Origin of the sequence: Streptomyces sp. NPDC051041 (assembly GCF_044456065.1) — a bacterium.
Lineage (GTDB): Bacteria > Actinomycetota > Actinomycetes > Streptomycetales > Streptomycetaceae > Streptomyces > Streptomyces glaucus.
Genome location: NZ_JBITFM010000006.1, coordinates 30,489 through 49,422 on the forward strand (window position 1 = coordinate 30,489; position 18,934 = coordinate 49,422).

Consider the following 18,934-nt stretch of genomic DNA (forward strand, 5'->3'; position numbering starts at 1 on the left):
GAAACGCCGGCGGCCGCATAGGGTCGGTGCCATGAGTCTGCGTCTGAGCACCGTGATCCTCCCCTACCGCCGCTGGCACGAGGGCGGACGTTCGGCATGGGTCCGTGCCCAACGACTCGGCTTCCACACCGCGTACACCTACGACCACCTGTCCTGGCGCAGTTTCCGTGACGGCCCCTGGTTCGGCGCCGTGCCGACCCTGACCGCCGCCGCGGCCGTCACCGACCGGATACGTCTGGGCACCCTGGTGACCTCGCCCAACTTCCGGCACCCGGTGACTCTCGCCAAGGAGCTGATCTCCCTCGACGACATCTCCGGCGGTCGGATCACGCTCGGCATCGGAGCGGGCGGCACCGGGTTCGACGCCACGGCCCTCGGTCAGGAACCGTGGACACCCCGCGAGAGGGCCGACCGGTTCGCCGAGTTCGTCGCGCTGCTCGACCGGTTGCTGACGCAGGACGCCGTGTCGTACGAGGGCGATTTCTACTCGGCGCACGAGGCACGCACCGTACCGGGTTGTGTGCAGCGGCCCCGGCTGCCGTTCGCGGTGGCCGCCACCGGGCCGCGCGGGCTGAGGCTCGCCGCGGAGCACGGTCAGGCGTGGGTGACCACGGGCGACCCCAAGCTGTATGAGGACGGCACCCCCGAGCAGTCGGTGCGAGCGCTGCGGGGGCAGGTCGAGAGGCTGGCCGAGGCCTGCGCGGCGATCGGCCGTGACGTGAGCACCCTCGACAAGATCCTGCTCACCGGCTTCACCCCGGACCGCAACCGGCCGCTGCGGTCCCTGGACGCGTTCGTGGACTTCGCGGGCCGGCACCGGGAACTGGGCTTCACCGAGATCGTGATCCACTGGCCGATCCCCGACTCGGACTTCGCGGCGGACGAGAAGGTCTTCGAGCGGATCGCCGTGGAGGCACCGGCCCAGCTGGACTGAACCGGCGAGGAGACCGGCCGAGCCGGTCCTCCCGGAGCGCCGGGCGAGAGCCGTACCTCACAGATGTGCGGGCTCCCGCACGGGCGTGCGGACCGGTACGGGACAATGGCCGGGTGACCTCAGCGACTCGCCAGCCCGAAACCCCGGCCGCCACCGTCCGCCCCCGCCTGATCGCCACCGACCTGGACGGCACACTGCTGCGTGACGACAAGTCGGTCTCCCCGCGCACGGTCGCCGCGCTGGCCGCCGCCGAGGAGGCGGGCATCGAGGTCTTCTTCGTCACCGGCCGACCGGCCCGCTGGATGGACGTCGTCAGCGACCACGTCCACGGCCACGGCCTGGCCATCTGCGGCAACGGCGCCGCCGTCGTCGACCTGCACGGCGGCCCCGGCGCCCACCGGTTCGTGAAGGTGCGGGAGCTGGCCCGGGAGAACGCGCTGGACGCCGTACGACTGCTGCGCGAGGCGGCGCCGGACACGGCGTACGCGGTGGAGCAGACGTACGGTTTCCACCAGGAGCCGGCGTATCCGAAGATGCACCTGGAGGTCCCCGACGCCTTCGCGTCCGCCGAGGAACTGCTCGCTCCGGACGGTCCCGCGGCCGCCGAGCCGGTCCTGAAGATCCTGGCCTTCCACCCCGAGCTCGATCCGGACGCGTTCCTCACCCTGGCCCGGCTCGCCATCGGCGACCGCGCCAACGTCACCCGTTCCAGCCCCAGCGCCCTGCTGGAGATCAGCGGCCCGGGCGTCTCCAAGGCCAGCACGCTCGCCCTGTGCTGCGCCGAGCGCGGCATCTCGCACGAGGAGGTCGTCGCGTTCGGGGACATGCCGAACGACGTGGAGATGCTGACCTGGGCGGGCCAGTCGTACGCGATGGGCAACGCGCACCCGGACGCGATCGCCGCCGCGTCGGGGCGGACGGTCGCCAACAACGAGGACGGAGTGGCGGTCGTGATCGAGCGGATGCTGGCGGAACACGCCTAGTCCGCGTCACAGCGGCACCCCTCGCCGTGCCAGCCACGACACCGGGTCCACCGCCGAGCCCAGCTGCGGAGTGACCCGTACCTCGAAGTGCAGGTGCGGACCGGTGGAGTTGCCGGTGTTGCCCGACTGGCCGATCCACTGCCCCGGCGAGACGCGCTCCCCCTGGTCGACGGCGACGGCGGCGAGATGGGCGTACTGCGTGTAGTAGCCGTTCGCGTGCCGGACCACGATCTCGATGCCGAAGGCACCGCCGCAGGAGACCCGCACCACCCGGCCCGCGCCGACCGCCCGCACCGGCGTGCCGACCGGCACCGCGAAGTCCTGCCCGGTGTGCCGGTTCACCCACCGTGCGCCGCCACTGCCGAAACCCGCGGACAGCACGTACGTCTCCACCGGCGCCACCCAGGAATCCGTGAAACCGGTCTCCGGCTGGTCCAGCCGCGTGGCGCCGCGGCAGCTGCCGGCCGTGACCGAGGCCTCCGCCTGCCCCTGCAACCGCACCCGCGCCGCCTCGAGCCTCCGCTCGATGTCCTTCTTCAGAGCGGCGAGTTCGGCGTTCCGCCGCTCCAGTTCCTGCCAGGCCGCCCGGGCCCTGGCCTCGTCGGCGGCGAGCCGGTCCTGTGCCCGCCGGCTCCTGCCGACCGCGTTGTCCACGGCCAGCTCCGCCTGCCGCACGGCCCGCCGGCCCCGCATCAGCTCCTCCGGATCGTCGGCGAGGACCAGGTGCGCGGCGAGCGGCAGCCCGCCGCCGCTGCGGTACTGGGCGCGCGCCATCCGGCCCAGGTCCTCGTGCAGCACGGCGATCTCCCGCCGCTCGCGGTCGAGCAGCCCTTCGAGCCGCTTCGCCCGCGCCCGCTGCGCCTCGGCCTCACGCCGCCCGTCCTCGTACCGCCGCGTCGCCCGGGCCGCGTCCTCGTACAGCTGCGCCACCTGCGCGCTGATGCCGGACCCGGTGCCGCCGTCCTCCTCCGCCGCGTCGGTGGGGCGGGCAGCGAGCACGGCGAGCGCGCACAGCAGCGCCGGAACGAGCCAGGGACGGCGGCGGGATGAACGCATGTCAGCGATCGTGACCCGCGCGACGGCCCCAGGTCCTGTTCGTGTCGTACAGCCGGGGGACGCATTGCTGCACATGGCCCAGTACGGGCGGGAGCGGCACCGCCGGCGGGCCGGTCCGCTCCGTCACCGGCCGCCGTCAGCGCGCCCCCACCGGCTGCTCCGCCTCCGCCTCCCGCTCGATCATCGTCCGCAGCGGCCCCGCCACGGCGGCCAGCTCCGGATACGGTCCCCGCTGCACCACGCTCCCCCCGTCCAGCACGACGACCTCGTCCACGGCCTCGAGTCCCGCCAGCCGATGGGTGATCAGCAGGGTCGTCCGGCCCTCGGTGGCGGCCAGCAGATCGGCGGTGAGCGCGTCGGCGGTCGGCAGATCGAGATGCTCGGCGGGCTCGTCGAGCACCAGGACGGGGAAGTCGGCGAGCAGCGCCCGGGCGAGCGCCAGCCGCTGTCGCTGGCCGCCGGACAGGCGCGCCCCGTGCTCCCCGACCAGCGTGTCGAGCCCGTCGGGCAGCCCGTCGGCCCAGTCGAGCAGCCGGGCCCGGGCGAGCGCGTCGCGCAGCTCGGCCTCGGTGGCGTCCCGCTTGGCCAGCAGCAGGTTCTCGCGCACGGAGCTGTCGAAGAGGTGCGCGTCCTGGGCGCACAGTCCGACGAGCCGCCGTACGTCGTCGCTGCCGAGGGCGTACGCGTCCACGCCGGCCAGCGTGTACGAGCCGGCGTCCGCGTCCAGGAACCGCAGCAGCACCTGCGCCAGCGTCGTCTTGCCGGACCCGGACGGCCCGACCACCGCCACCCGGCGGCCCTCCTCCAAGGTCAGGTCCAGCCCGGCGAGCGCGTCCCGGTCCTGCCCGGCGTGCCGGGCGGCCAGCCCCCTGACGACCAGCGGGAACGGCGTTCCGGGCGCCTTGCGGGGCCGCTCCGGCTCCCGTACGGGCTCCGGCGCGTCCAGCACCTCGTAGACGCGTTCCGCGCTCCTGCGCGCCCGCTGCCGGTACTGCACGGCGAGCGGCAGCCCGAGGACGGCCTCGAAGGCGGCCAGCGGCGTGAGGACGACGACGGCCATCGCCACGCCGGCCAGCCGCCCGTCGGCCACCGCCTGAGCCCCGACGAGGGCGGCGCCCGCGACGGTGAGCCCCGAGATCAGGGCGGTGAGCCCGTCGCCGAGCGCGGTGGCGGTGGCGGCGCGGGAGGCGATCCGGGTGAGCGTGCCGTCGGCCCGCCGCGCCGCGGCGGCACGGGCGGGCAGAGCACCGGCGACGGTCAGCTCGGCGGTGCCGGTGAGCAGGTCGGTCACGCGCGTGGCGAGTTCTCCCCGGGCGGGGGCCAGCCTGCGCTCGGCCCGCCGCGCCACAGCTGCGGTGAGCAGCGGAACACCCGCCCCGGCCGCCAGCAGACCGGCCGCGAGCACGGCTCCGGCCTCGGGCAGCAGCCAGGCGGTGAAGGCGACGGACCCCGCGGACACCACCACCGCGGCACCGGCGGGCAGCAGCCAGCGCAGCCAGTAGTCCTGCAGCGCGTCCACGTCGGCGACGAGCCGGGACAGCAGGTCGCCCCGGCGGGCGCGGCGCAGTCCGGCGGGCGCCAGCCGCTCCAGCCTGCGGTACACGGCGACCCGCGTGTCGGCCAGCATCCGCAGCACGGCGTCGTGCGACACCAGCCGCTCGGCGTACCGGAACACGGCCCGGCCGATGCCGAAGGCCCGCGTCGCGGTGACGGCCACCATCAGATACAGCACCGGCGGCTGCTGCGAGGCCCGGGAGATGAGCCAGCCGGACGTGGCCATGAGGCCGACGGCGCTGCCGAGGGCGAGGCTGCCGAGCAGCAGCGCGAGGCCCAGCCGGCCTCGACGGGCCCGGGACAGGGCGCGCACCCGCGCCAGCACACCGCCCCCGGACGTCACGCGCTCGGGCGCACCGGCCGCGCGGGCGTCCGCCGGCCCCTCCTCGACACGGCGGACCCCGGGCGCCGTACGCCCGGTCCCCGCGCGCACGGGAGCCGTCTCTCCGGCCAGCCGTACCACCCGGTCCGCCACCGCCAGCAGTGCCGGCCGGTGCACCACCAGCAGTACCGTCCGGCCCGCCGCCAGCCGCCGCACCGCCTGCACGACCTCGGCCTCGGTGGCCCCGTCCAGCGCGGCCGTCGGCTCGTCGAGCAGCAGCACCGGACGGTCCGCGAGGAACACCCGGGCCAGCGCCAGCCGCTGCCGCTGTCCGGCCGACAGGCCGGCCCCGTCCTCACCGAGCACGGTTTCGAGTCCCTCGGGCAGCGCTTCCACGAACTCCAGCGCCCCGGCGTCCCGCAGCGCCCGCCGGACCGCGTCGTCGTCCGCTCCGGGCCGGGCCAGCCGGACGTTGTCGGCGATGGTCCCGGCGTACAGGTGCGGTCGCTGCGGCACCCACGCGATGCGCGAGCGCCACTGCTCCGGATCCAGGCCGGCGAGGTCGGCTCCCCCGATCCGGACCTTCCCCCGGGTCGGCCGCACGAACCCGAGGAGCACGTCGAGCAGCGTCGACTTGCCCGCGCCGCTCGGCCCGACGAGCGCGACCGTCTCCCCGGGCTCGACCGAGAAGCTCACGTCCGACACGGCGTCCGCGGACCGCCCGGGGTAGCGGACGGTCACGCCCTCGAAGGAGAGGGCGCCCGCCGGCACGGCGCCGGTCCCCGGCGCCGGTACGGGCGTCTCCAGGACCGCGAAGATCTCCTCGGCCGCCGAGAGCCCCTCGGCCGCCGCGTGGTACTGGGCCCCGACCTGGCGCAGGGGCAGGTACGCCTCGGGCGCGAGGATGAGGATGACCAGGCCGGTGTAGAGGTCCATCTCGCCGTGGACGAGCCGCATGCCGATCGTCACGGCGACCAGGGCGACCGAGATCGTGGCGAGCAGTTCCAGTGCGAACGACGACAGGAAGGCGATGCGCAGCGTCCGCATGGTCGCCCTCCGGTACTCGCCGGTGATCCGCCGGATCGACTCGGCCTGCGCCTTGGCCCGCCCGAACACCTTCAGCGTGGGCAGCCCCGCGACCACGTCCAGGAAGTGCCCGGACAGCCGGGACAGCAGCCGCCACTGCCGGTCCATCCGGGACTGGGTGGCCCAGCCGATCAGCATCATGAAGACCGGAATGAGCGGCAGGGTGCCGACGATGACGGCCGCCGACACCCAGTCCTCCGTGACGATCCGCGCCAGCACCGCCACGGGGACCACGACCGCGAGCCCCAGTTGCGGCAGGTAGCGCGAGAAGTAGTCGTCGAGCGCGTCGACCCCGCGGGTGGCCAGGGCGACCAGCGATCCGGTCCGCTGCCCGCCGAGCCGGCCCGGCCCCAGCCGCGTGGCACGATCCAGCAGCCGCCCGCGCAGTTCCGACTTCACCGCCGCGCTCGCCCGGTGGGCGGCGAGTTCGGTCAGCCAGGAGACCACCGCCCGGCCGCAGGCGACGGCCACCAGCGAGAGCAGGGAAGCGCGCAGTCCGGCGGCGGACATGCCGTGCTGGAACGCGCCGACGACGACCTGAGCGATGAGCATCGCCTGCGCGATGACCAACCCGGCGTTGACGGCGCCCAGGCCGACGACCGCCACCAGGAAGAGCCGGGTGGCGCGGGCGTATCGGAGCAGCCGCGGGTCGATCGGTTTCACGTGAAACACACCTCAGTGCGCGATGTCGGGGGCGATGTGCTGAGTGCCGATCCGCTTGCGGAACACCCAGTAGGTCCACGACTGGTAGAGCAGGACCAGCGGCGTGGCGATGCCCGCGCACCAGGTCATGATCTTCAGGGTGTACGGGCTGGACGAGGCGTTGGCGACCGTCAGGCTCCAGTCGTCGTCGAGCGAGGACGGCATGACGTTCGGGAAGAGCGACAGGAAGAGCATCGCCACGGCGGCCACGATCGTGACGCCGGACAGGGTGAACGCCCATCCCTCGCGCCCGGCCCTGACCGCCGCCAGCGCCACGACCAGTGCGCCGACGGCCACCGCCAGGGCGATCAGGCTGCTGGCGTTGCCGCTGTCCGCCTGCGTCCAGAGCAGGAAGAGCAGGACGACGCCGGCGGTGACGGCACCGACCCGGAGCGCCAGCGTCCGAGCCCGTTCCCTGATCTCCCCGACCGTCTTCAGCCCGACGAACACCGTCCCGTGGAAGGTGAACAGCGTCAGCGTCACCAGACCGCCGAGCAGGGCGTAGGGGTTGAGCAGATCCCCGAGGCCGCCGACGTACTCGAAGTCCGCGTCGATCTTCACTCCGCGCACGATGTTGCCGAAGGCCACACCCCACAGGAACGCGGGGATCAGCGAGGTCCAGAAGATCGCCGTCTCCCACCTGCGCTGCCAGCTCTCCTCGGGCCGCTTGACCCGGTACTCGAAGGCCACGCCGCGGACGATCAGGCAGATCAGGATGGCCAGCAGGGGCAGGTAGAAGCCGGAGAAGAGGGTGGCGTACCACTCGGGGAAGGCGGCGAAGGTCGCGCCGCCGGCCGACAGCAGCCACACCTCGTTGCCGTCCCAGACGGGGCCGATGGTGTTGATCAGCACCCGCTTCTCGGGCCGGTTGCGGGCAAGCAGCCTGGTCAGGACGCCGACCCCGAAGTCGAAGCCCTCCAGGAAGAAGTAACCGGTCCACAGGACGGCGATCAGGACGAACCAGACGTCGTGCAGTTCCATGACTGTGCAGCTCCCTCGGCCTAGTAGGAGAAGGCCATCGGCCTGTCGGCGTCACGGGTGTCGCCGCCGATCTTCGTGGGCGGATTGAGGTCGGCCTCGGTCAGCTCGGGCGGGCCCGCCTTGACGTACTTCGCGAGCAGCTTGACCTCGACGACGGCGAGGACGGCGTACAGCGCGGTGAAGGCGATCATCGAGGTGAGGATCTCGGCCTGGGAGACACCGGGGGAGACCGCGTCCCGGGTCTGCATCACGCCGTAGACGACCCACGGCTGACGGCCCATCTCGGTGAAGATCCAGCCCCAGGAGTTGGCGATCAGCGGGAACCCCATCGTCCAGAGCGCCAGCAGCCAGTACAGCCGGGAGAACCTCGGCCCGAGCGGCTTCTTCAGCAGCACCAGATGCGGTACCTCGTCCTCCCCCGTGCGCAGGGCGGCCGGCAGGAGGAACTTCTTCCGGGTGAGCCACAGTCCCAGCAGGCCGAGGGAGAAGGACGCCATGCCGAAGCCGATCATCCAGCGGAAGCCCCAGTAGGCGACGGGGACGATGGGCTTGTAGTCACCGGGGCCGAACTTCTCCCGCAGGGTCTCATTGGTGTCGTTGATGCCGGGCACGTACGACTCGAAGTCGCTGTGGGCGAGGAAGGACAGCAGTCCGGGGATCTCCAGGGCGACCGTGTTGTGCCCCTCGTCGACGTCCCCGTATGCGAAGACGGAGAAGGGCGCCGGGCTCTCGCCGTCCCACAGGGCCTCCGCGGCGGCCATCTTCATCGGCTGCTGCTCGTACATCACCTTGCCGAGGGTGTCGCCGCTGACCGCGGTGAGCAGGCCGCCGACCGCCAGGGTGACCAGGCCGAGCCGCAGCGAGGTCCGCATCACGGGGATGTGCTTCTTGCGCATCAGGTGGAAGGCGGCGATGCCCACCATGAAGGCGCCGCCCGTCAGGAAGGCCGCGGAGAAGCTGTGGAAGACCTGGTTGAGCGTGGTGTTCTGGGTGAGGACCAGCCAGAAGTCGGTCAGCTCGGCACGGCCCTTCTCCTCGTTGATCCGGTAGCCGACCGGGTGCTGCATCCACGAGTTGGCCGCGAGGATGAAGTACGCCGACAGCAGCGTGCCGATGGAGACCATCCAGATGCAGGCCAGGTGGATCTTCTTCGGCAGCTTGTCCCAGCCGAAGATCCACAGGCCGATGAAGGTCGACTCGAAGAAGAAGGCGATCAGTGCCTCGAAGGCGAGCGGCGCGCCGAAGACGTCACCGACGAAGCGGGAGTAGTCGGACCAGTTCATGCCGAACTGGAACTCCTGCACGATGCCGGTGACCACGCCCATCGCGATGTTGATCAGGAAGAGCTTGCCCCAGAACTTCGTCGCCCTGAGGTACTTCTCCTTCCCCGTGCGCACCCAGGCGGTCTCCAGTCCGGCCGTGAGGGCGGCCAGGGAGATCGTCAGGGGGACGAACAGGAAGTGGTAGACGGTCGTGATGCCGAACTGCCAGCGCGCCAGGGTCTCCGGCGCCAAAGCCATGTCCACGTCGTCGTTCTCCTTACATCGCCGTGGTCCGCGGCAGTTTGTGCGTGTATGACACACCCATCTCAGGAGTAACCAGACACGCTTGTGAAAGCGTTCACATTCACAAGCAATTATGACCTACTGGTTTTCGCATCCGGAAGGGGGGTCCCCTGTGATGTCAACCCCTCTGCGAGGACTTCACCAGCCCGCCGGGTCTCCGGCTCGGCACACCGGCTCGTCACCGGCCGGATCCGGGTCCCACGCCCGTGCGCGCGCTCGCGCTCGCGGAGACCCCGCCGGCCCCTTCGACACTGCGGCCCCGCAGGTCCCGGCCGAGGCGCCGCCCCCCCTCTGCCGCTCGCCGGAGGCGAGGAGGACGCTTCGGCACAGGCGTGTCCGTTTCACGTGAAACGGACACCCCGGGAGATCGCCGAGCCGGGCACGGCCGCCTCCCGGACCGACGGCATCCCCCGATGTCCCCCGCCGGCCCCAGCCCCCCCCCCTCGCGGAGACGCGTACCGCCTCGCAGCCCCGTGCGGTCCCCCGGGTTCGGGCCGCCCCGGCAGCGGCCGCCGCCTGCCGGTGACGTTCGCGGCGGCGACCCGGTACACAAGGAATCGGCCGGCGATCAAGTCGCCGGCCGACGCGCAAGGTCCCCGCGGAACCGCTGGAGCTCTTCCCGAGTCGCTAGAGCTCCTTGCGGAACCCTTCCGCCACCTTCAGGAAGATGTCGTTCCCCTCGGTCTCCGCGATCGTCACCCGCACTCCCTCACCCGGGAACGGACGGACGACCACGCCGGCCTGCTCGCACGCCTCCGCGAACGCGGTCGTGCGCTCTCCCAGCCGCAGCCACACGAAGTTGGCCTGGGTCTCCGGCACCGTCCAGCCCTGGGCGCGCAGCGCGTCGACCACGCGCGTGCGCTCGCACACCAGCGAACCGACCCGGCCGAGCAGCTCGTCCTCGGCACGCAGGGAGGCGATCGCCGCCTCCTGCGCGAGCTGGCTGACTCCGAACGGCACCGCCGTCTTGCGCAGTGCCTCCGCCACCGGCTCATGGGCGACCGCGAAGCCGACCCGCAGCCCGGCGAGGCCGTACGCCTTGGAGAAGGTGCGCAGCACGCAGACGTTCGGCCGGTCGCGGTACAGCTCGATACCGTCCGGCACCTCGGGGTCGCGGATGAACTCGCGGTAGGCCTCGTCGATCACCACGAGCACGTCGCCGGGCACCCGGTCGAGGAACCGCTCCAGCTCGGCCCGCCGCACCACCGTGCCCGTCGGGTTGTTGGGGTTGCAGACGAAGATCAGCCGGGTCCGGTCGGTGACGGCGTCCGCCATCGCGTCCAGGTCGTGCACATCGCCCGGGGTCAGCGGCACCTGCACCGGGGTCGCACCGCCGATCTGCGTGATGATCGGATACGCCTCGAAGGACCGCCAGGCGTAGACGACCTCGTCACCCGGGCCGGAGGTCGCCTGGACCAGCTGCTGGGCCACGCCGACCGAGCCGGTTCCGGTGGCCAGGTGGGAGACGGGGACGCCGAACCGGTCGGACAGCTCGTCGACCAGGGAGGCGCAGAACAGGTCCGGGTACCGGTTGAAGGACGAGGCCGCGGCCGTCACGGTCTCCATCACGCCCGGCAGCGGCGGGTAGGGGTTCTCGTTGGAGGACAGCTTGTAGGCCGCGGGACCGCCGGTCGCGGCGGACCGGCCCGGTTTGTAGGTGGGAATCCCCTCCAGCTCGGCGCGCAGCCTGGGCCTCGTCTCGCTCACCGCAGTCCTCCTCGTCACCGCCACCGGCATCGAATACTCCTCACCCTATGAGGATTCCGCGGCCCTGCGTAGTGCGAGAAACGACCTCGTCCGTCCCAAGGGCATCAGGGGCATCGTCACAGGAAGATGTACGAATCGGGGGGCGCGTCACACATATATCTATGCGCCGGTAGTTCACACCGTGGCGCGCATCCCCCGTCAAGGTGAGTTGAGACCTCTTCGCAACATCGGCCACTCGGCAGGCCCATACGCGCCGACACGCCACGTCCTAGCATGAAGCGCCCCAACTACCTTTGTTTCGTAGGCACTTGGCAAGGAATGATCATGCAGAAACGTGCCTGTCAACGAGTGCATATGCGTCCGCCCTACCCCGCCGCATGAGCCCTACTATCGGCACGCCATGACAGCAGCAGGGAAGCACCAGGTGAGCCGCGCGGAAACCTCACGTCGAGGCAACCGGCCGGGCCGGGCGGGCATCAGGGACGTGGCCGCCGCCGCCGGAGTCTCCATCACGACCGTCTCCGACGCCCTCAACGGCAAGGGCCGGCTCCCGGATGCCACCCGACGCCATGTCCGCGAGGTCGCCGACCGGCTGGGTTACCGCCCGTCGGCCGCCGCCCGCACGCTCCGCACCGGCAAGTCGGGCCTCATCGGCCTGACCGTGACGACGTACGGGGATGAACCTTTCACCTTCACCGAGTTCGCGTACTTCGCCGAAATGGCCCGGGCCGCGACCTCCGCCGCGCTCGCCCGCGGCTACGCCCTCGTCATCCTGCCGGCGACCTCCCGCCACGACGTGTGGTCGAACGTCGCCCTGGACGGCACCGTCGTCATCGACCCCTCCGACCAGGACCCGGTCGTCAGCGAACTGGTCCGGCAGGGGTTACCGGTCGTCTCCGACGGCCGCCCGGCCGGCTCCCTCCCGGTCACCGCCTGGGTCGACAACGACCACGAGGCCGCCGTGCTCGGCATCCTCGACCACCTGGCCGACGCCGGCGCCCGCCGCATCGGCCTGCTCACCGGCACGACCACGGACACGTACACCCATCTGTCGACGACCGCCTACCTGCGCTGGTGCGAGCGCGCCGGCCAGGACCCGGTGTACGAGGCCTACCCGGCGCACGATCCGTGCGCGGGCGCCGTCGCCGCCGACCGGCTGCTCGCCCGCCCCGACCGGCCCGACGCCGTCTACGGCCTGTTCGACCCCAACGGCACCGATCTGCTCGCCGCCGCCCGTCGCTACGGCCTGCGTGTACCGGACGACCTGCTTCTGGTCTGCTGCAGCGAATCCACCGTGTACGCCAACACCGAGCCGCCCGTCACCACGCTCTCCCTGAAGCCGCGCCGCATCGGCACGGCGGTGGTACAGCTCCTGATCGACGCCATCGAGGGCGTCGAGTCGGAACAGCCGGTCGAGCGGGTGATACCGACCGAGCTGATCGTGCGCACCTCCTCCCAGCGCCGTCCGTCGCGTACGACCGTCAGCCCGCCGCGGTCGTCCGACGAGCGGTAGGCCTGCGCGGTCACCGTAGGAGTCGGTAGGCCGCGAAACGGGGCGGAGGAGAGCCGGGAAAGGCGGGCGAGCACGGTCGCCGGCTGGTCGAAGCCTGGTCCAATCGGGGCGAAAGCCGCGGTGAACCGGACTCCTGCTCCGATTCACCACCCCTGGGTCATCACATGGCGCGATCCGCATTCCTATGATGGGCCCACGACACCGCGGGCCGCTGCGACCAGGCAGTCCGATGCGGTGCAGATGCGGCGCGATGGTGGAGGGGTCGATGACTCAGGGGGCCGGTCAGGGACCCGAGGTGGAGCGGACGGCGACGTTGCGCGACTTCCGGGTGCCCGCGTACGTCCACGAGACCGGTCCGTACGTCCACAGCACGCACCCGGGCGAGGTCGCCCCGCCGCCCGTCGTCCCCCCGCCGCCGCCCGAGGAGGCCTACCCGGAGGGGTACACGCCCACCCAGCGCGACCTGCCCGTCATCAACCGGGGTGACACGCTTCAGGTGGCCGTCGATCCGGTGACGGCGCCGGTCCCGCAGCCGGCCACCGGCCCGGGCCCGCTGTACGTCGTCGGCGACGTGCACGGCTACCTCGACCAGCTGGTCGTCGCCCTTCAGGAGAAGGGCCTGATCGACGCGGCGGGGCACTGGTGCGCGGGCACCGCCCGGCTGTGGTTCCTCGGCGACTTCACCGACCGCGGCCCGGACGGCATCGGCGTCATCGACCTGGTGATGCGGCTGTCCGCCGAGGCCGCCGCGGCCGGCGGCTACTGCAAGGCGCTGATGGGCAACCACGAACTGCTGCTGCTCGGCGCCAAGCGGTTCGGCGACACCCCCGTCAACTCCGGCGCGGGCACCGCCACCTTCCAGGCGGCCTGGCTGCTCAACGGCGGCCAGAAGACCGACATGGACCGTCTCCAGGACCACCACCTGCAGTGGATGGCCCGGCTCGACGCCCTGGAGGAGGTCGACGGCCACCTGCTGGTCCACTCCGACACCACCGCCTACCTGGACTACGGCCGCTCGATCGAGGAGGTCAACGACACCGTCCGCGAGACGCTCACCCGCAACGACGCGGACGAGGTCTGGGACCTGTTCCGCAAGTTCACCAAGCGGTTCTCCTTCCGTGACGAGGGCGGCGCCGACGCCGTGCGCTCCCTGCTGGACACGTACGGCGGCACCCGCATCGTCCACGGCCACAGCCCCATCCCGTACCTGCTGGGCGAGGTCGGCTCGGAAGACGGCGAGGACGGCGCCGGTCCCGTCGTCCAGGGACCGCACGTCTACGCCGACGGGCTCGCCATCGCCATGGACGGCGGAGTGACGATGGCCGGAAAGCTGCTGGTCCAGCAACTGCCGCTGGACATCTGAGCGTTCACCGGACGCAATTCCTCCCCCGGCGGACTGCCGAGCGACCGCGCCGGTCGGAGGGCATTCTCGGTCGACCCCCCGTCACCGCGAGCCGCCATCGCTCCACCATCGGCGTATCCGTAGCAGGCTCCCCTCCGTTTCTGTCCGACGGCTCGTCGGCATGCGCGCCCCAAGCCCTACGGAGCATCGGGGGATGCGGATGAACAGCGTTCCGCAGCACCTGCTGAGCGAGGACCGCCAGGAATACGAGCGGATCCTCGACGAGGCGCTGCGCGCTGCGCTTTGCGCCACACCGACCGGAACTGGCCGCTGCCGGACAGCGCCTCGACCTCGAACGACTGCGCGTCATGGCGCTCGGCGCCACCGCGCTCATCACGGCGGCCGTGGCGACCGAGTACCGGCACTACGTGAAGGTCCGCGAGGAACTGCGCCGGCCGGCGTCGTCCGTGCGCGAATCCGGCTCCGCGGAGCCGGGGACGAGCGCGGTGGGACCGGCCGCCACCATGGGCGAGGTCGCCGAGACCGCCGGCGCGGGCGTCGCCGCCGTCGTCGCGGTTCTGGTGCCCGTCCTCGCCGGCACCGCCGCGGTGATCCTCCTGTTCGTGGGGTGCCTCCTGCGGGTGCTCGCCCCCGAGGAGGCGTTCGCCCGGACGATGCTCGCCACCGGATGGGTGTTCGGCGCCCTGACCGCGGTCGCGATCCTCGTCGCCGCCGTGGGGCTGCTGCTCACCGCGCTGCGCAACCGTCCGACGGCCGAGGCCGGACCCTCCGGCGGACCCGGCGAGGAGGTGGCCCGCGCCCGGAATGCCCGGCGCGATGCCCTGCTGGAACGCGGCATGCTGCCGTTCCTCCGGGAGGCGCTCGCCGCCCCGGGCACGGCGGTCGCGCCGCACTCCGCGGCACCGCCCGCGCCGGCCGGCCGCATCCCGCACCTCGGCTACGGCCGGCCGGGATTCAGCAGCCCCGACGACGGTGTCCCGAGCCCGCGTCCGAGCTTCACGAGCCCGGACCACGGGGGACCGGACCACGGGGGACCGGAACACAAGCCGGAGTAGCGGGCGGGCCCGCGCTCCCCGGCTCGCGACGGGCATGCCGGCCGCGGCGACGACCGCGACGCCGACCGCGAAGCCGCGCCGCGGAAAGGCCGGGGTCCGCAGGGACGGTCCGGGGCCGGGTGACGGGGGCACGGGCGGCGTCGTCGCTCCACGTCCGTCACCGCGGCCGGCCCCGTCGGTCTCCGGCCGCGCCCCGCCCGTCCGGCCCGTGCCTGGTGGGCACGGGCCGGACGGCGCCGGATCATTCCAGCGCCGGATCGCGGAACAGGATCCGGGAGCGGATCACCCGCCCGGCCGGGTCAGTCCGCGATCGGCAGGTAGACCCGGTTGCCCCCGGCCGCGAACTCCTTCGACTTCTGGGCCATGCCCTCCTCGATCTCGGCCCGCGTGCCGCCGTGTTCGCGGCGGATGTCCTGCGAGATCTTCATGCTGCAGAACTTCGGTCCGCACATCGAGCAGAAGTGGGCCGTCTTGGCGGGCTCGGCCGGCAGGGTCTCGTCGTGGAACTCCCGCGCGGTGTCCGGGTCCAGGGCGAGGTTGAACTGGTCCTCCCACCGGAACTCGAAACGGGCGTCGGACAGCGCGTCGTCCCACTCCTGCGCACCGGGGTGCCCCTTGGCGAGGTCGGCCGCGTGAGCGGCGATCTTGTAGGTGATGACGCCGGTCTTGACGTCGTCGCGGTTGGGCAGGCCCAGATGCTCCTTGGGCGTGACGTAGCAGAGCATCGCCGTGCCCCACCAGGCGATCATCGCGGCACCGATGCCGGAGGTGATGTGGTCGTACGCCGGTGCGACGTCCGTCGTCAGCGGGCCGAGCGTATAGAACGGGGCTTCGTCGCAGATCTCCTGCTGAAGGTCGATGTTCTCCTTGATCTTGTGCATCGGGACGTGGCCCGGGCCCTCGATCATGGTCTGTACGTGGAAGCGCCTGGCGATCCGGTTCAGTTCCCCGAGCGTCCTCAACTCCGCGAACTGGGCCTCGTCGTTGGCGTCCGCGATCGAGCCGGGGCGCAGGCCGTCGCCGAGGGAGTACGTGACGTCGTAGGCGGCGAGGATCTCGCAGAGCTCCTCGAAGTGCTCGTACAGGAACGACTCCTTGTGGTGCGCCAGGCACCACGCGGCCATGATCGATCCGCCGCGCGAGACGATGCCGGTCTTGCGGTTCGCCGTCAACGGCACGTACGCCAGGCGCACGCCCGCGTGCACCGTCATGTAGTCCACGCCCTGCTCGGCCTGCTCGATGACGGTGTCCTTGTAGATCTCCCAGGTCAGCTCCTCGGCCTTGCCGTCGACCTTCTCCAGGGCCTGGTAGAGCGGCACCGTGCCGATGGGGACGGGGGAGTTGCGCAGCACCCACTCGCGGGTGGTGTGGATGTTGCGGCCGGTGGACAGGTCCATGACCGTGTCGGCCCCCCAGCGGGTCGCCCAGGTCATCTTCTCGACCTCCTCCTCGATGGAGGAGGTCACCGCCGAGTTGCCGATATTGGCGTTGACCTTCACCAGGAACCGCTTGCCGATGATCATCGGCTCGATCTCCGGGTGGTTGACGTTCGCCGGCAACACCGCCCGGCCCGCCGCGATCTCCTCGCGGACCACCTCGGGGGAGACGTTCTCCCTGAGGGCCACGAACTCCATCTCCGGTGTGATCTCACCCCGGCGCGCGTACGCGAGCTGCGTGACCGCCCGGCCGTCACGGCTGCGGCGCGGCTGCCGCGGCCGTCCGGGGAAGACCGCGTCCAGGTTGCGCAGGCCGCCGCGCGGCGAGGTGTGCTTGATCCCGTCGTCCTCGGGACGGACGGGACGGCCCGCGTACTCCTCGGTGTCGCCGCGGGCGATGATCCATTTCTCCCGCAGCGGCGGCAGGCCCCTGCGGACATCGGTGTCGACGAGTGGATCGGTGTACGGGCCCGACGTGTCGTACAGCGTGACCGACTGCCCGTTGGTGAGGTGCACCTGTCGGACCGGCACCCGCAGATCGGGGCGTGAGCCCTCGATGTACGCCTTGTGCCAGCCGATGGACTTCCCGGCCTCCCCGTTGCTCGGTCCGTCGGCCGGTCCCCCGGCCTGGGTCCGCATGGAGGCAGGCGTGCGTGCGTCCTTGTTGGTCATGAGACCTACTCCCTACGCCGGCATTACCCGGTAACAGGTTCGGCGGTCGACGCAGCGGTTTCCGTCCGGCGATGTCCCGTGTGAAACATCACTCGACTCCGGTGACGTTTCATGTGAAACATCGCTGGGACGGAGGTCAGCGCCCTCTCAGCCCGGTGCTCCGAGCTCCCGCGTGTACAAAGGTGCCTCCACGCTAGCGTCACTTCGGGCGCGGTGAACAGAGGGCCCCCCTCGTTCTTGCGATGATCGGTCGGTGACCACGACGCAGCATCCCCCCTACCCGCCGCCCGAACCCCCCCGCGGCAACGGCGCCGGAAACGGTACCGGCCGTGGAGACAGCCCTGCTTCCGGCGGGACCGGACACGGCGGCCGAAACCGCGGCCCGGGTCCCGGTGGCGGACACGGGTACGACCCGGGGTTCGGTACTGGGCCCGCGCACGGTCCGGCCCCCGGGCCCGCCGGCGGCGGGCCCGGCCATGACGGCGGCCACGGACACGGTCCCGGGGACGGTGGCGGGCACGGCCCCGGTGGTGACGGATACGGCCACTCGCACGGGCACGGTCACAGCCACGGCCCGGCGGCGCCCGTGTCCAAGCATCTGCGCAAGGTCATCGCTGCGGTTCTCATCCCGTTCGCCGCGGCGGTGCTGGTCGGGCTCGCGGTGCTGTGGCCGGGCGGCGCGCCACCGCACGAGCGCACCGGGGTCGGGTTCGACCGGCAGACGCAGCAGGCCACGGTCACGACCGTCGAGGAGGTGAGCTGCGCGTCCGTCAACGCCTCCGGCCCCACTCCGACCGGCGACACGTCCACCGCCGAGGGCTCCTCCGCCCAGCAGCAGGCGACCGGTACCTGCAAGAGGGCGACGATCCGGGTCGACACCGGCAGGGACAAGGGTCGTACGTTCACCGAGATCGTGCAGCCCGACCAGTCGCGGCAGCTGCACGAGGGCCAGGAGGTCGTGGTCGCCTACGAGCCCTCCGCGCCGAAGGACCTGCAGTACTCGGTGGCGGACGTGAACCGCCGGATGCCGATGACGCTGCTCGCCGGCGTCTTCGCGCTCGCCGTCGTGGTCGTCGGGCGGCTGCGGGGCGTCATGGCGCTGGTCGCGCTGGCCATCAGCTTCCTGGTGCTGAACCTGTTCATGCTGCCGGCGATCCTGCAGGGTTCGAACCCGCTGGTCGTGGCGGTGATCGGGTCGAGCGCCATCATGCTGATCGCCCTCTACCTGTGCCACGGCCTGTCGGCCCGGACCTCCGTGGCGGTGCTCGGCACGCTGATCTCACTGCTGCTGATCGGCGTCCTGGGCTCGCTCTTCATCGGCTGGGCCGCGCTGACCGGCAACACGGACGACAACACCGGTCTGATCCACGGCCTCTATCCGACGATCGACATGAGCGGTCTGCTGCTGGCCGGTGTCATCATCGGTTCGCTCGGCGTCCTGGACGACGTGACGGTCACGCAGACGTCGGCGGTGTGGGAACTGCACGCGGCCAACCCGTCGATGGGCTGGCGCGGGCTGTACCGGGCGGGCATCCGCATCGGCCGCGACCACATCGCGTCCGTGGTCAACACGCTCGTCCTCGCGTACGCCGGTGCCGCGCTGCCGCTGCTGCTGCTGTTCTCGATCGCGCAGAGCAGCGTGGGCACGGTCGCCAACAGTGAGCTGGTCGCGGAGGAGATCGTCCGGACGCTGGTCGGCTCGATCGGGCTGGTGGCGTCGGTGCCGGTCACCACCGCCCTCGCCGCCCTGGTGGTCTCGGCCGACCGGCCCGGGCCGGAGACGGCGGGGACCGTACCGGCTCCGGCCCGTAGCGGAGGCAGGGGGCGGCGCCGCAAGCGGTGACGCATGCGGCGGGGGGGACCGGCGCTTTCCACCGGGGTCCGGTGAGCCTCGCAGGGTCCGGGAAACCTCGCAGGGTCCGGGGAATCGATCCTGCCCGCCCTCGTCCGGCGGCTCCCGCCCCGGCCGCCGGCTGGCGAAGCGTTACGCCAACGTCGTAGCGCC

At 72.0% G+C, this 18,934-nt stretch carries 11 protein-coding genes, 1 pseudogene and 1 riboswitch; of the genes and pseudogenes, 6 read left to right on the top strand and 6 right to left on the bottom strand.

Translation table 11 applies throughout. The features are described from left to right. Nucleotides 1-31: 31 nt before the first annotated feature. Both ACIBAI_RS12570 and ACIBAI_RS12575 read left to right on the top strand, forming a co-directional pair. Nucleotides 32-934 (top strand): LLM class flavin-dependent oxidoreductase, encoded by a 903-nt coding sequence (locus tag ACIBAI_RS12570; RefSeq protein WP_399033516.1) that lies wholly within the window; start codon nucleotides 32-34, stop codon nucleotides 932-934. A gap of 65 nt (nucleotides 935-999) precedes the next feature. Then, nucleotides 1,000-1,917, top strand: a complete 918-nt coding sequence (locus ACIBAI_RS12575; RefSeq protein ID WP_399033517.1) for a Cof-type HAD-IIB family hydrolase — start codon at nucleotides 1,000-1,002, stop codon at nucleotides 1,915-1,917. Nucleotides 1,918-1,923: 6 nt separating this feature from the next. Here ACIBAI_RS12575 and ACIBAI_RS12580 read toward each other — a convergent pair whose 3' ends face one another. The 5 genes from ACIBAI_RS12580 to hisC form a co-directional block, all read right to left on the bottom strand. Next, nucleotides 1,924-2,973: a peptidoglycan DD-metalloendopeptidase family protein gene (locus tag ACIBAI_RS12580; RefSeq protein WP_399033519.1), complete on the bottom strand. Its 1,050-nt coding sequence runs from the start codon at nucleotides 2,971-2,973 to the stop codon at nucleotides 1,924-1,926. A gap of 136 nt (nucleotides 2,974-3,109) precedes the next feature. Further along, nucleotides 3,110-6,598 (bottom strand): thiol reductant ABC exporter subunit CydD, encoded by a 3,489-nt coding sequence (gene cydD, locus ACIBAI_RS12585; protein ID WP_399033521.1) that lies wholly within the window; start codon nucleotides 6,596-6,598, stop codon nucleotides 3,110-3,112. Between the two features lie 12 nt (nucleotides 6,599-6,610). Continuing rightward, nucleotides 6,611-7,618: a cytochrome d ubiquinol oxidase subunit II gene (gene cydB, locus ACIBAI_RS12590; RefSeq protein WP_399033523.1), complete on the bottom strand. Its 1,008-nt coding sequence runs from the start codon at nucleotides 7,616-7,618 to the stop codon at nucleotides 6,611-6,613. A 20-nt stretch (nucleotides 7,619-7,638) separates the two neighbouring features. Then, on the bottom strand, nucleotides 7,639-9,144 hold the full coding sequence (locus tag ACIBAI_RS12595) for a cytochrome ubiquinol oxidase subunit I (protein ID WP_399033525.1): 1,506 nt from the start codon (nucleotides 9,142-9,144) through the stop codon (nucleotides 7,639-7,641). Between the two features lie 666 nt (nucleotides 9,145-9,810). After that, nucleotides 9,811-10,890: a histidinol-phosphate transaminase gene (gene hisC / locus ACIBAI_RS12600; RefSeq protein ID WP_399033527.1), complete on the bottom strand. Its 1,080-nt coding sequence runs from the start codon at nucleotides 10,888-10,890 to the stop codon at nucleotides 9,811-9,813. A gap of 400 nt (nucleotides 10,891-11,290) precedes the next feature. Here hisC and ACIBAI_RS12605 point away from each other — a divergent pair, with 400 nt between their 5' ends. The 3 genes and pseudogenes from ACIBAI_RS12605 (at nucleotide 11,291) to ACIBAI_RS12615 (ending at nucleotide 14,821) form a co-directional block, all read left to right on the top strand. Continuing rightward, on the top strand, nucleotides 11,291-12,403 hold the full coding sequence (locus ACIBAI_RS12605; protein ID WP_399033528.1) for a LacI family DNA-binding transcriptional regulator: 1,113 nt from the start codon (nucleotides 11,291-11,293) through the stop codon (nucleotides 12,401-12,403). A gap of 250 nt (nucleotides 12,404-12,653) precedes the next feature. After that, complete coding sequence (locus tag ACIBAI_RS12610; RefSeq protein ID WP_399033530.1) at nucleotides 12,654-13,766, top strand: metallophosphoesterase; 1,113 nt, start codon at nucleotides 12,654-12,656, stop codon at nucleotides 13,764-13,766. A 193-nt stretch (nucleotides 13,767-13,959) separates the two neighbouring features. Then, a pseudogene (locus ACIBAI_RS12615) lies at nucleotides 13,960-14,821 on the top strand (hypothetical protein). 299 nt (nucleotides 14,822-15,120) lie between these two features. On the opposite strand, the gene thiC reads toward ACIBAI_RS12615, so the two are convergent. Beyond that, entirely contained in the window at nucleotides 15,121-16,929 is a 1,809-nt protein-coding gene (gene thiC / locus ACIBAI_RS12620) for a phosphomethylpyrimidine synthase ThiC (RefSeq protein WP_399033532.1), read from the bottom strand. Continuing rightward, a riboswitch (TPP riboswitch) is annotated at nucleotides 16,922-17,111 on the bottom strand. It overlaps the preceding gene by 8 nt. 71 nt (nucleotides 17,112-17,182) lie before the next feature. On the opposite strand from thiC, the gene ACIBAI_RS12625 reads away from it, so the two are divergent. Next, complete coding sequence (locus ACIBAI_RS12625; RefSeq protein WP_399033534.1) at nucleotides 17,183-18,772, top strand: YibE/F family protein; 1,590 nt, start codon at nucleotides 17,183-17,185, stop codon at nucleotides 18,770-18,772. The last annotated feature ends 162 nt before the right edge of the window (nucleotides 18,773-18,934 follow it).

Excerpts from the sequence above, each read along its gene's own strand:
- ACIBAI_RS12570 (WP_399033516.1), top strand. The coding sequence starts at position 32 with ATGAGTCTGCGTCTGAGCACCGTGATCCTCCCCTACCGCCGCTGGCAC.
- ACIBAI_RS12580 (WP_399033519.1), bottom strand. The coding sequence starts at position 2,973 with ATGCGTTCATCCCGCCGCCGTCCCTGGCTCGTTCCGGCGCTGCTGTGC.
- cydB (WP_399033523.1), bottom strand. The coding sequence starts at position 7,618 with ATGGAACTGCACGACGTCTGGTTCGTCCTGATCGCCGTCCTGTGGACC.
- ACIBAI_RS12605 (WP_399033528.1), top strand. The coding sequence starts at position 11,291 with ATGACAGCAGCAGGGAAGCACCAGGTGAGCCGCGCGGAAACCTCACGT.
- ACIBAI_RS12610 (WP_399033530.1), top strand. The coding sequence starts at position 12,654 with ATGGTGGAGGGGTCGATGACTCAGGGGGCCGGTCAGGGACCCGAGGTG.
- thiC (WP_399033532.1), bottom strand. The coding sequence starts at position 16,929 with ATGACCAACAAGGACGCACGCACGCCTGCCTCCATGCGGACCCAGGCC.